General features: G+C 64.5%; 14 protein-coding genes. 5 read left to right on the top strand and 9 right to left on the bottom strand.

The window, feature by feature from the left end:
• Positions 1-2: 2 nt before the first annotated feature.
• Positions 3-221: a DUF2970 domain-containing protein gene (locus HU748_RS03455; RefSeq protein ID WP_054890753.1), complete on the top strand. Its 219-nt coding sequence runs from the start codon at positions 3-5 to the stop codon at positions 219-221.
• A 294-nt stretch (positions 222-515) separates the two neighbouring features.
• Here the strand turns inward: HU748_RS03455 and HU748_RS03450 are convergent, their stop codons facing one another.
• Positions 516-1,595, bottom strand: coding sequence for an ABC transporter substrate-binding protein (locus HU748_RS03450; protein WP_186709651.1), 1,080 nt, complete (start codon positions 1,593-1,595; stop codon positions 516-518).
• Between the two features lie 216 nt (positions 1,596-1,811).
• Here HU748_RS03450 and HU748_RS03445 point away from each other — a divergent pair, with 216 nt between their 5' ends.
• The 3 genes from HU748_RS03445 to HU748_RS03435 all read left to right on the top strand — a co-directional run bounded on the left by HU748_RS03445 (position 1,812) and on the right by HU748_RS03435 (position 5,645).
• Positions 1,812-3,464 (top strand): nitrite/sulfite reductase, encoded by a 1,653-nt coding sequence (locus HU748_RS03445; RefSeq protein WP_186709650.1) that lies wholly within the window; start codon positions 1,812-1,814, stop codon positions 3,462-3,464.
• Positions 3,448-3,942 carry a DUF934 domain-containing protein gene (locus tag HU748_RS03440; RefSeq protein WP_186665073.1) on the top strand — a complete coding sequence of 165 codons (495 nt, stop codon included), beginning with the start codon at positions 3,448-3,450 and terminating at the stop codon, positions 3,940-3,942. The genes HU748_RS03445 and HU748_RS03440 overlap by 17 nt, the downstream gene beginning before the upstream one ends.
• A 125-nt stretch (positions 3,943-4,067) precedes the next feature.
• Positions 4,068-5,645: a hypothetical protein gene (locus HU748_RS03435; protein ID WP_186719190.1), complete on the top strand. Its 1,578-nt coding sequence runs from the start codon at positions 4,068-4,070 to the stop codon at positions 5,643-5,645.
• A gap of 63 nt (positions 5,646-5,708) precedes the next feature.
• On the opposite strand, the gene ureG is transcribed toward HU748_RS03435, so the two are convergent.
• The 8 genes from ureG to HU748_RS03395 are packed head-to-tail and all read right to left on the bottom strand — an operon-like array spanning position 5,709 to position 11,255.
• Positions 5,709-6,332, bottom strand: a complete 624-nt coding sequence (ureG, locus tag HU748_RS03430) for an urease accessory protein UreG (RefSeq protein ID WP_186665077.1) — start codon at positions 6,330-6,332, stop codon at positions 5,709-5,711.
• A gap of 11 nt (positions 6,333-6,343) precedes the next feature.
• Positions 6,344-7,018, bottom strand: coding sequence for an urease accessory protein UreF (locus HU748_RS03425; RefSeq protein WP_186665079.1), 675 nt, complete (start codon positions 7,016-7,018; stop codon positions 6,344-6,346).
• Entirely contained in the window at positions 7,018-7,563 is a 546-nt protein-coding gene (locus HU748_RS03420; RefSeq protein WP_063545045.1) for a HupE/UreJ family protein, read from the bottom strand. Before HU748_RS03420 ends, HU748_RS03425 begins: the two co-directional genes overlap by 1 nt.
• 29 nt (positions 7,564-7,592) lie before the next feature.
• The gene (gene ureE, locus HU748_RS03415; RefSeq protein ID WP_186719188.1) at positions 7,593-8,060 is read right to left on the bottom strand and encodes an urease accessory protein UreE; all 468 of its coding nucleotides are present in this window, start codon (positions 8,058-8,060) and stop codon (positions 7,593-7,595) included.
• Positions 8,061-8,070: 10 nt separating this feature from the next.
• Complete coding sequence (ureC, locus tag HU748_RS03410; protein WP_186719187.1) at positions 8,071-9,774, bottom strand: urease subunit alpha; 1,704 nt, start codon at positions 9,772-9,774, stop codon at positions 8,071-8,073.
• A complete protein-coding gene (locus HU748_RS03405; protein WP_186665089.1) occupies positions 9,771-10,088 on the bottom strand; it encodes an urease subunit beta in 318 nt (105 codons plus the stop codon). The genes ureC and HU748_RS03405 overlap by 4 nt, the downstream gene beginning before the upstream one ends.
• 19 nt (positions 10,089-10,107) lie before the next feature.
• Positions 10,108-10,410: an urease subunit gamma gene (locus HU748_RS03400; RefSeq protein WP_186665091.1), complete on the bottom strand. Its 303-nt coding sequence runs from the start codon at positions 10,408-10,410 to the stop codon at positions 10,108-10,110.
• 11 nt (positions 10,411-10,421) lie between these two features.
• On the bottom strand, positions 10,422-11,255 hold the full coding sequence (locus HU748_RS03395; RefSeq protein ID WP_186665093.1) for an urease accessory protein UreD: 834 nt from the start codon (positions 11,253-11,255) through the stop codon (positions 10,422-10,424).
• A gap of 347 nt (positions 11,256-11,602) precedes the next feature.
• Here HU748_RS03395 and HU748_RS03390 point away from each other — a divergent pair, with 347 nt between their 5' ends.
• Entirely contained in the window at positions 11,603-12,013 is a 411-nt protein-coding gene (locus HU748_RS03390) for a DUF2946 family protein (protein ID WP_186708530.1), read from the top strand.
• The last annotated feature ends 8 nt before the right edge of the window (positions 12,014-12,021 follow it).

Here is a 12,021-nt window from a genome sequence, read left to right as displayed (position 1 = left end):
CCATGGACGATTCCAGCCAAGGCAAGCCGCCAACCTTCTGGCAGATGCTGCACAGCATCCTCGCCGCCGCCTTCGGTGTGCAGAGCGGCAAGAACCGCGCACGCGACTTCACCCACGGCAAGGCCAGCCACTTCATCGTGATGGGGGTGATGTTCACCCTGGTGTTCATCCTGGTGCTGGTGGGGCTGGTGCAATTGGCGATGCACCTGACGGGGCGCTGATTGCCCTTGAAACGCGATACCACCGCCCAAACGCATCCGCCCGCGGAATTCCCTCCCGCGGGCGGCTCAGTTGCGGTTCACGGTCTGAAATTTGCGTTACTGATGGCTGACCCAATACACAGCGGTCACGACAACCAGCACGATCAGGCACAGGATCGCCCAGGCGTCGACACTGCTGTCAGGCTTGCGGAGCTTGGTCGGGTTTCCCATTGCATTACCTCTTGTAGTGGTTATGGGAATGCACGTCACATCAGCAGTTAAGCCCAGCAATGCCCTTTGCTCAAGCAGGGTTTTTCAATAATCGACGGGTGACGTCAGGAACGGGTAGCGATAATCGGTGTCTCGTCCCTCGGCGCTGTAGCGCTGAAAGTCGACGCCATAGCCTTTACGGGCGCTCAGTTCGAGCCAGCGCCTGGCCTTCACCGCATCGATGGCCTGCAGCACCGGCAGGCGGTACAGGTGTTGCCCGTCACGGTTCAGCGCCAGGCCCCGGGCATCGTCATGCAGCATCACCATGGCCCAACCCCCCAGGCTGAAGTGCCCGCCCATGAGCACGCTCAGTCGCCCATCCACGCGAGCCTGCAAGGCCTCGGGTGAACTGTTGACCGCACTGAACAGCACATCGCGCCCCGGCACCCGGCCAACCGCCTCGAATGCCTGCATCGCACCGAACGCCATCTCGTCGTTCGCCGACCACACCAGGCGCACGCGTGGATAGCGCTGCAGCAGCAGTTGGGCCTGTTCGAAGGCCCGTTGGCGACTCCAGCCGCCATACACCACCTGGCGCAAGCGTACCTGCGCAAGCTCGGCCAACGCCCGCCGCATGCCCTGCTCGCGCAGTTGCGAAGCCGGCGTGGTGCTGATGCCGGAGAACGCCAGCAGCTCGATCGGTTCGCCAGTCCTGGGCAAACTGGCGACCAGATCGTGCAGCATCTGGTAACCCGCCTGTTCGTCATTGCCGACCAGCGACGCGAGCAGCGCGGCATACTTGCCCGGCTGCGCCTGAATCTCCTCGGCCTGCCCCTCGGTCAGGGCGTTGTTGACCAACAGCAGCTTGACCCCGCTGCCCTGGGACAGCCGCATGATCTCCGGCGCGACGTACTGCTCGTTGACCAACACCAAATAGTCTGGCTTGTGCGCCCCCCGCAGAACGGCCCGCGCCTGCTCGAGTTGCCGCTCGGCCTGGCGCTCGCCGTATTCCACCCGCAGGTCCATCCCCAGATCGTCGGCGGCGGCCTGCATGAAGTGCGAATAACTGACCCAGAACGTCTCATCGGACAAGCCCGGGTTGAGAAACACCACCGAAGCCGCCTGGGCGCTCGCCACCAATGGCAGACCCAGGCACAGACTGCGGCACAGCGCCCTGATGAACATGCGCAACATCCCTGCAATGCAAAGGGGCTCAGTATAACGGCGCCGGGCCAGCCACCCGACAAATAGCAGCCAGTCTCACTTAGTCCAATTGGTTCTTTTCATATGCAAAAACATCACTTTAGCGCATAAATACAACCTGTTATCGTTCCCCCGCTCCGACCCGGAGTGCGCGGCCGTGCGCGCGATTAGCTGCATGCAGCCTGAGACAGGACTTTTATGTACGTATACGACGAGTACGATCAGCGGATCATCGAGGACCGCGTCAAGCAGTTCCGTGATCAGACCCGCCGCTACCTGGCCGGTGAGCTGAGCGAAGAAGAATTCCGCCCTCTGCGCCTGCAGAACGGCCTCTACATCCAACGTTTCGCGCCGATGCTGCGTGTCGCCGTGCCTTACGGCCAGCTGAACGCCGGCCAGGTCCGCATGCTGGCGAAGATCGCCCGTGACTACGACAAGGGCTACGCCCACATCTCCACCCGCCAGAACGTGCAGTACAACTGGCCGGCGCTGGAAGACGTCCCGGACATCCTGGCCGAACTCGCCACCGTGCAGATGCACGCGATCCAGACCAGCGGCAACTGCCTGCGCAACGTCACCACCGACCAGTTCGCCGGTGTCGCCGCCGATGAGCTGATCGACCCGCGCCCCTGGTGCGAGATCGTCCGCCAGTGGACCACCTTCCACCCGGAATTCGCCTACCTGCCGCGCAAGTTCAAGATCGCCGTCAACGGCTCGAAGGACGACCGCGCCGCCATCGAAGTGCACGACATCGGCCTGGAGCCGGTGCACAACGAAGCCGGCGAGCTGGGCTTCCGCGTCCTGGTCGGCGGCGGCCTGGGCCGTACCCCGGTGATCGGTGCGTTCATCAACGAGTTCCTGCCCTGGCAGGACCTGCTCAGCTACCTGGACGCCATCCTGCGCGTGTACAACCGTTACGGCCGCCGTGACAACAAGTACAAGGCGCGGATCAAGATCCTGGTCAAGGCCCTTACCCCGGAAGTGTTCGCCGAAAAGGTCGAAGCCGAGATGGCTCACCTGCGCGGCGGCAGCACCACCCTGACCGAAGCCGAGCTGCAACGCGTCGCACGTCACTTCGTCGACCCCGAGTACCTCGCGCTGGAAAACGTCGACTACAGCGCCCTGGACCAGGAAAACCCTGGCTTCGCCCGCTGGCGTTCGCGCAACACCCGCGCCCACAAGAAGCCGGGTTATGTCGCAGTCACCCTGTCGCTCAAGCCCACCGGCGTAGCCCCAGGCGACTTGACCGACAAGCAGCTCGATGCCGTCGCCGACCTGGCCGACCGCTACAGCTTCGGCCACCTGCGCACCTCCCACGAGCAGAACATCATCCTCGCCGACGTCGAGCAGCGTCAGCTGCACGCGCTGTGGCTGGAACTGCGTGAAAGTGGTTTTGCCACGCCGAACATCGGCCTGCTGACCGACATCATCTGCTGCCCGGGTGGCGACTTCTGCTCCCTGGCCAACGCCAAGTCGATCCCGATCGCCGAATCCATCCAGCGCCGCTTCGACGACCTGGACTACCTGTTCGACATCGGCGAGCTCGACCTGAACATCTCCGGCTGCATGAACGCCTGCGGCCACCACCACGTGGGCCACATCGGCATCCTCGGCGTGGACAAGAAAGGCGAGGAGTTCTACCAGGTGTCGTTGGGCGGCAACGCCGCGCGCGATGCGACCCTTGGCAAGATCCTCGGCCCCTCCTTCGCCCAGGACGACATGGCTGACGTGATCGAGAAGCTGATCAACGTGTACGTCGAGCAGCGCAACGAAGACGAGCGCTTCATCGACACTTACCAGCGTATCGGCATCGACCCATTCAAGGAACGCGTCTATGCAGCGAATCATTAAGAACAACCAGCTCGTCGACGAAACCTGGCACCTGCTGCCCAAGGGTACCTCGTTCGACGAACTGACCAACTGCGACGACTACATCGTTCCGCTGCAGCTGTGGCGTGACCATGCCCATGCCCTCAAGGCCCGCGACGGCGGCCTGGGCGTGTGGCTGGACAGCGACGAAGAAGCCGAGGAAATCGGCGAGGACGTCCAGCACTTCCAGGTCATCGCCCTGAACTTCCCGGCGTTCACCGACGGGCGCAACTACTCCAATGCGCGCCTGCTGCGTGACCGCTACCAGTACAAGGGCGAACTGCGCGCCATCGGCGACGTCCTGCGCGACCAGTTGTTCTACATGGCCCGCTGTGGTTTCGACGCCTTCGCGATCCGTGCTGACAAGGACCCGCAAGACGCGCTGCAGAGCCTGAAGGACTTCTCGGTCACCTACCAGGGTGCCACCGACGAGCCGCTGCCGCTGTTCCGCCGCCGTTGATCGCCGCCTGCTGTAACGAACGGCCCGCCTTCTGGCGGGCCGTTTCGTTTGCGGGATTTTCTAATGTTGGGCGCTGGCCTGCCGATATCACTGACGTACCCGCACCTCAATTCGGCAGGACGCTAATGAATCCGATAACAGCAGCACAGCGCCTGGCCCCGGTCCTGGCTGCCCCGCAACCAGATCCGACCAGCGCCAGCAAACCGACCGGCATCGCCAGTGTCTCGGCAGTCCCGAGCACCAGTGTGATTCTCGGCCAGAACAACACCATCAGCGATTCCGAGACCTACTCGCGCCAGGGGCTGCTGCCAGGCCAGGTCCGCTATGTCTGGGAAAACGACAGCCAGGACAAGCTCGCCACCACACTGCAGACAGCCTTCCAGTCGTCCAGCAGCGCAGGCCGCTTCAAAGGCATTGGTGCGGCCTTGATCGAGCAGCTTGCACAGAACGGCGGCAAGAACATCTCGCAGTCGGTGTTCGCCTTCAGCGACGACTCTCCGATCGACCCTGGCGTGCTCAAGCTGCAGCAGCAGCGCCTGCGCGAGAATCCCGACAGCGGCGTCACCTTCAGCCTGACCACCGCTTCCGGCGCGACCATCCGCTTGTCGCTGGCCAGTGGCGAGAAGGGCTTGGCGGTGAGCGCCGAAGTCGAAGGCGGCTCGCTCAGCGCCGAAGAACTCAAGGGCCTGGGCAACCTCGCCGACGCCTTCCAATCTACCATCGACGGCCTCAACGAGGTGCCACCCCAGCTCAAGCTCGGCGCACTGGTCAAGCTCGATCCGAAGCTGTTCAGCGCCTTGCAGATGAGCAGCAAGTTCCAATCCCTGAGCGGCGAGCAGACCTTCTCCCTGAGCCTCGATGACAAGGCGCGCAGCCTCAGCCTGCAGGGCCCTTCCGGCCAGGTGCAACTGAGTCTGGACACCCAGGACGCCGAGCTGCTGGGCAAGTCGGCGCAGCGCAAGGCGGCGATCGACAACTACCTGACCCAGTTCGACGCCGCCCAGCGCCGCGGTCGTGGCGACGAGAACCTGATGAACCTGTTCAAGACCGCGTTCACCCTGCTCAACAGCATCGACGACAATCGCCAACCTGCGGTGCAAAGCCCATCCGCCCTGAACGACAAGGACCGTGCCCTGCTCAGCGGCCTGGCCGACTTCAGCGCATCGATCAGCGAAACCACACGCAGAAGCAACCCGATGCGCCAGGACGAAACCGACAGTTTCACCTTCAGCGCCTCGCAGAGCACCACGGTCAAGAGCCGTGGCATGCAGGACCGCTCGGTGGAGCAGAACCAGCAGAGCAAGCTTACTGCCTCGTTCCACCGCGGCCTCAATCCGTTGACCAACCTGATACTGGGCAGCGACCGCGAGTCGCAGAACTACAGCTACCACCTGATCGACGACCAGGCCAGCAGCACCACCCGCCTGGCCTATGACAAAGGCCAACTGGTTGAGGCCAGCGCGACCCAGCAGGCGAGCCAGAAAGAGCGGATCCTCACCTATGTCGATGGCGACCTGAAAAGCGACGTGACCACGCCCAAGGCCGTGACCCAGTCGCGCAACGTGCTGAGCTTGCTCAAGGATGCGTTCGAGCAGGACCGCATCGCCCAACGCGATCGCGGTGTGTCGCTGCTCGAGGGGCTGCTGCAATCGCAGCGCAGCCGCTGGTTGCTGCAGGGCGACCCTTCGAAGATCGCGGCCTGACAAAGGACCTGTGGGCGCGGCAAACCGCCGCTGCCACAGGGCCGAGTAAAGCTCAGAGAAGGCTTACCCCCTCACCCCCAACATCCCGCGATCGACGATGAAATCGATCACCGCCTGCAACCCCTCCCCCTTCTTCAGGTTGCTGAACGTCCAGGGCCGCTCGGGACGCATGCGGTTGGTGTCGCGCTCCATCACCTCCAGCGACGCACCCACATAAGGTGCAAGGTCGGTCTTGTTGATCACCAGGAAATCCGACTTGGTGATGCCCGGCCCGCCCTTGCGCGGGATCTTCTCGCCTTCGGCGACGTCGATCACATAGATGGTCAGGTCGGCCAACTCCGGGCTGAACGTGGCACTGAGGTTGTCGCCACCGCTCTCCACGAAGATCACCTCCAGGTTGCCGAACTTGCGCGCCAACGCCTCGACCGCCGCCAGGTTCATCGAGGCATCCTCGCGGATTGCGGTGTGCGGGCAGCCGCCAGTCTCGACGCCGACGATGCGCTCAGGCTCCAGAGCACCGGCCTCGGTGAGGATGCGCTGGTCCTCCTTGGTGTAGATGTCGTTGGTCACCACGGCGATGTGGTAATGGTCACGCATGGCCTTGCACAGGGCCTCGAGCAGCGCGGTCTTGCCGGAGCCGACCGGGCCGCCGACACCGACGCGCAGGGGTTGCTGATAGCTTTGCATGTTGGCAATCCTCAGGAACGGAACAAACGGGTGTATTGGGTTTCGTGGCGTGACGAGGCAATGGCCAGCAGCGGCAGGCCGCCGCCCAGTTCGTCATCCTCCAGGGTCAGGGCCTGGTCGAGCACGGCGGGCAGCTCGGCGCCCAAGTCGCGCAGCAAGGTCTGGGCCGCCTGTTGGCCGAAAGGCACCAGCTTGACCCCGGCCATGACGGCGCCTTCCAGCCAGGCGAAGCCATGACCAAGGGCCAGGTCGCGCAGCGGAATCGACCAATGCGCGCCCAGCCAGGCCATGCCGCCGAGCTGGGAGAGTTCGATGCTCTCACGCCAGGCTGGCGCCTGGGCCAGTTGCCAGCCATCGAGCAGCCGCGCCAGGGCGCTACCTCGCTGGCGCTCTTCCAGCCGCAGCTCAGCCGTCTCGCGGTTGGCCAGCAGAAACTGGGTCCAGCGTGCGAAGGCCTCGGCATCATCGCCCTGGCATGCCCGGTAGAGGCGCGCCAGCAATGGCCAGTCAAGACAACCCAGGGTGTCGTGCAACTGCTCACGCTGCCAGGCACAAAAGCCGGCCGTGTCACGCACCCAGCCCGCCTCGACGGCCCACTCCAGGCCTTGCGAATAGGTGAAGCCACCCACCGGCAGGCCCGGGCTTGCCAGTTGCAGCAGGCGTAACAGCGCCAGGTCGCTGCTCATCAGCCGGCCAGCACGAACGCGGCACCGGCCAGCAAGCCGCCACCGAACAGCTTCTGCAGCTTGCTGTGGCGACGCAGCAGGCAGCCCACGCCGAACCCGACCACCAGCAGCAGCGCACTGACGGTGACGAAGCCTGCGCTGAACATCCAGAACGCGCTGGGCGTTGCTTCAACGCCGTGGGCCCAGCCATGGAACAGGGCGAACACCGGCATGGCCAGGGCCAGCAGTACCTGGCGATTAGGCAGCAGCATGGCGCAGGCGGCCACCACCAGTGAGATAGAGATCATGGTCTCGACTCCGACCAGGTCGCCGAACAGATGCCCCAGCACCGCGCCGCCGAACATCGCCGAAAGCGTGGCCAGGGGCAAGCTCAGGTTGCGTCGGGTCAGTGCCGCCAGCACGCCGGTACCCAGCAGCATGAGCAGGTGGTCCAGGCCCGTCAGCGGGTGCAGCAAACCGTCCTGCAGCGGGTTGTTGTCGTGGCCGGGGTGAGCGAAGGCTGGCAAGGCGATCATCAGTAAAGCGAGGGCAAGGGCTTTTTTCATTGTGTGCTCCAAGGCAGTTCGGAAGGTGTTTACAGGCGAACGAAGGGATGATTGTGGGCGTGCCCGTGAGGAGCACTCTGGTAGGCGCCAGCCTCCGGCTCGAACGGTGCCTGCTCGATCAGCACCTCAAGACCGAGGCCGCGCACCATTTCGTCCAGCACATGATCATGCTGGTAGCGCAAAAGGCCGGCCTCGATCTGCAACGGCACATGGCGATTGCCCAGATGGTAGGCCGCACGCGCCAGCAGCAACGGATCGGCGCAGCGCACCGTGGAAACGCGCTCCGGTGCTGCCAGCACCTGCACCACGTGCAGGCCATCGGCATCGGCGAGCAGTTCGCCACCGCGCAGCAGGTGGCCGCGTTCGAGCATCAGACCGGCTTCGCGGCCATCGTCGAGGGTCACGCGCAGGCGGCTCTTGATTCGGCTGTCCACATCCAGGGTGACAGTGCCGCTGACCGAGGCAGCCTCGGCGACACGGCGGGTCAGGACAATCATGCTTGCTCCTTCAGAACAGGAAATAACGCTGGGCCAGTGGCAGTTCGCTGGCCGGTTCGCACACCAGCAACTCGCCATCGGCGCGCACCTGGTAAGTCTGGGCATCGACCTCGATCAACGGCTGCAGGCCGTTGTGCACCATGTCAGCCTTGCGTACCCGGCGACAGCCGCGGGTGACCCCGATCAGGCTGCGCAGCCCCAGTTCCTCGGCCAGCCCACGGTCCATGGCGGCCTGGGGCAGGAAGGTCATGCGCGTGGCGTGGCGCGCCGCACCGAAGCTTGCGTACATTGGGCGGTAATGCACCGGCTGCGGGGTCGGGATCGAACCGTTGATATCGCCCATAGGCGCCGTGACGATCATACCGGCCTTGATCACCGCCGACGGCTTGACACCGAAGAACGCGGGCGACCAGACCACCAGGTCGGCCAGCTTGCCCACCTCCACCGAGCCGACCTCATGGGCGATGCCATGGCTCAGCGCCGGATTGATGGTGTACTTGGCGATGTAGCGCTTGACCCGGAAGTTGTCGCTGTAGCTGCTGTCCGGCGCCAGGGGGCCGCGGCGCACCTTCATCTGGTGAGCCACCTGCCAGGTCCGCAGCACCACTTCGCCGACCCGGCCCATGGCCTGGGAATCGGACGAGGTCATGGAGAACGCGCCCATGTCGTGGAGGATGTCCTCGGCGGCGATGGTCTCGCGGCGGATGCGCGACTCGGCGAAGGCCACGTCTTCGGCAATGCTCGGGTCCAGGTGGTGGCAGACCATGAGCATGTCCAGGTGCTCATCCACGGTGTTGATGGTGTAGGGCAACGTCGGGTTGGTCGAGGACGGCAGCACGTTGGCCTGCCCTGCCGCGCGAATGATATCCGGTGCATGCCCCCCACCAGCCCCCTCGGTATGAAAGGTGTGGATGGTGCGATCGCCAATCGCTGCCAGGGTGTCCTCGATGCAGCCGGATTCGTTGAGCGTATCGCTGTGGATCGCGACCTGGATGTCCATCTCTTCCGCCACGCTCATGCAGCAATCGATGGCCGCCGGCGTCGAACCCCAGTCTTCGTGCAATTTCATGCCCATGGCACCGGCCGCGATCTGCTCGCGCAGCGGTTCGGGCTTGGAGACGTTGCCCTTGCCGAGAAAGCCGATGTTGATCGGCAAGCTGTCGGCAGCCTGGAGCATGCGCGCCAGGTACCAAGGCCCCGGCGTACAGGTGGTGGCGTTGGTACCGGTCGCCGGACCGGTGCCGCCGCCGATGAATGTAGTGACGCCGCTGGTCAGGGCCTCATCCACCTGCTGCGGGGAGATGAAATGAATATGGGAGTCGATGCCGCCTGCCGTGACGATCTTGCCCTCGGCCGCGATCACTTCTGTCGACGCGCCAACCGGGATGGTGACGCCGGGTTGCACGTCTGGGTTGCCAGCCTTGCCAATGGCGACGATACGCCCCCCTCGAACGCCGATGTCGGCCTTGACGATCCCCCAGTGATCGATGATCAGTGCGTTGGTCAGCACCAGGTCCACGGCTTCGGCGGCCAGCATCTGGCCCTGCCCCATGCCATCGCGGATGACCTTGCCACCACCGAACTTGACTTCCTCGCCATAGATCGTGAAGTCCTTCTCCACTTCGACCCACAGCGCCGTATCGGCCAGGCGCACGCGGTCGCCGACGGTGGGGCCGAACATGTCGGCGTAGGCCCGACGGGAAATACGGCTCATGCCTTGTCCTCCAGCGCGCCCATCACCTTGCCCTGGAAGCCATAGACTTCGCGCTTGCCGGCGTAGGCCACCAACTGCACGGTACGTGACTGGCCAGGCTCGAAACGCACGGCGGTGCCGGCGGGAATGTCCAGGCGAAAGCCTCGGGTCGGCTCGCGCTCGAACACCAGCGCGTCGTTGGCTTCGTAGAAGTGGTAGTGCGAGCCGACCTGCACCGGGCGGTCGCCATGATTGGCAACGCTGACGCTGACCGTTTCGCGGCCGACATTGAGCTCGATGTCGCCTGGGGCGACCTGGATTTCTCCGGGAATCATGAATGCCTCCTGGGCAGCGTCAGACGATAGGTTCGTGGACCGTCACAAGCTTGGTGCCATCGGGGAAGGTCGCTTCCACCTGGACGTCCGGGATCAGCTCAGGCACACCGTCCATGACCTGGTCACGGCTGAGCACCTCGCGGCCCAGGCTCATCAGCTCGGCCACCGTGCGGCCGTCCCGCGCGCCCTCCATCACCGCAGCGCTGATCAGCGCCACCGCTTCGGGGTAGTTGAGCTTCAGTCCACGGGCCAGGCGGCGCTCGGCAACCAGCGCGGCGGTGAACAGCAGCAGTTTGTCTTTCTCTCTCGGGGTCAGCTCCATGGGAGGCTCTCTCAGGTGGCCCAGATGCGCGGCGGGCTCGGCGCCAGGCCCAGTACGGCCGGGCGCAACAGATGCCAGAGGCGCTGCAGGGTGCGTTGCACGTGTTGGTTGTCGTTATCGAGCAGGCGAATCACCAGCAACGGCCCGAGCAGGGTCGCGCCAGCCGGGGTTTCCACGTCGTCGAGCAGCTGGCGTACCTGCTCGAGCAGGGCCGTATCGGCAGGTGCGGCGCAGAACGTCGCGACCAGCGGATAACCGCCGAGTTTTTCCAGGTGCCCGCCTTCTATGCGCAGGCGCTCGTGGAGCCCCGGGTCGTCCGGCAGCTCGACGCGCAGTCGGCTGTCGAGGGCGCCATGATCGAAGCGCTCGCTCATCACCGGACGCCCCAGGCACAGGGTTTCCCAGGCCAGCAGGCGGGCGCCGGGTTCGAGGGTGAAACGGCTGTCGAGCCGGGCGCGAGCGCCATCGAAGAAGATGCTGTCGTGGGGCAGCCACTCCAGCGAGCTGTCGGCCGCCAGGTGGAAGCGCTGCGCCAGGTGCGCGGTCGGGCCGATGCTGCGGTAGAACTTGCTCGCGCCAGGCATGGTCAGCAGCGCGTGGCTGCCAGGTTCCAGGTGGATATCGAGCTCGAGCCGGTCACCGGCGACGACGCCACCTGGGGGATGAAGGATGTAGACATGGCACGGCGCGCCTTCGGGATAAAAAGGGCGCTGCACCAAAAGAGGGCCAAAATGCTTTCGTGCACCAAGACGAGTCGTATCCCCGCGTTTGACGAAGCGCAATTGCAGGTGTGCACTCCAGCCGGAATCGCTCCCAGGTTGTTCGATTTGTTGCGCGGACGACATCCTGCAGCCCCTGAAATCCGTGGTGTTGCTAATTTTTGGCTGATCTGTCGCGTTTACCTACGATGGGGTACGCAATGACCGCTTGTCTGAAACTGCTGAACTGATATAGCAGGTTGCGGGCCAACTACGCAGATGAACGAAGATGAAATTCTTCGGCCTGCGCTCCCGGATAGGGCGGCACGCACAACTGGAGAGCGGGTGTGAGCCCGGTTTCGGTGCTCATGGGCATCGGGTCTGTGCCAGATACTGCGATAAAGGGCAGCGCGAATTTCGCCAGACGACGTTGCGACAATCGACCACACCACGACCGCCACCCTCCCCGCCATCCGAATGGTAGATTCGCGGCCATGAAAACCACCCGTCGGACACGTTCGCTGACCGCCTGGACGCTCTATGCCAGCGTGCTGTTCAGCCTGTTGCTCTGTGGCCTGCACCACGGCCAGATGAGCGGCCTGCGTCTGTCGGGCCTGGACGGTGGTTTCTGCGCCCTCGACAGTACCGGCAAAGGCCCGGCCATCGACCTGGGCGACAGCAGCAGCGACCAGCACATGGCCCAGCTCGATTGCCCGGTGTGCTCCTCCTTTGCGCTGGCCGTGCCACTGAGTGGCAGTCTCTGGTCATTCCCTGCGGCGCATGGCGGGCAACCCTCGCCGATCATCGTGCGCAGCTGGGCGCAGCCGCCCCCACGCTATCTGCGCCCCGCCATCCCGCCCCGCGCCTCCCCGTCCGACCTCCCCGCAGCAGCGACCTTCGCCTGACCCCAGGC

The organism is Pseudomonas sp. RW3S2 (genome assembly GCF_014268955.1).
Classification (GTDB): domain Bacteria; phylum Pseudomonadota; class Gammaproteobacteria; order Pseudomonadales; family Pseudomonadaceae; genus Aquipseudomonas; species Aquipseudomonas wayambapalatensis.
The sequence above is the reverse complement of the archived record's forward strand: the minus strand, read 5'-3'. Positions and strand labels throughout refer to the sequence as shown.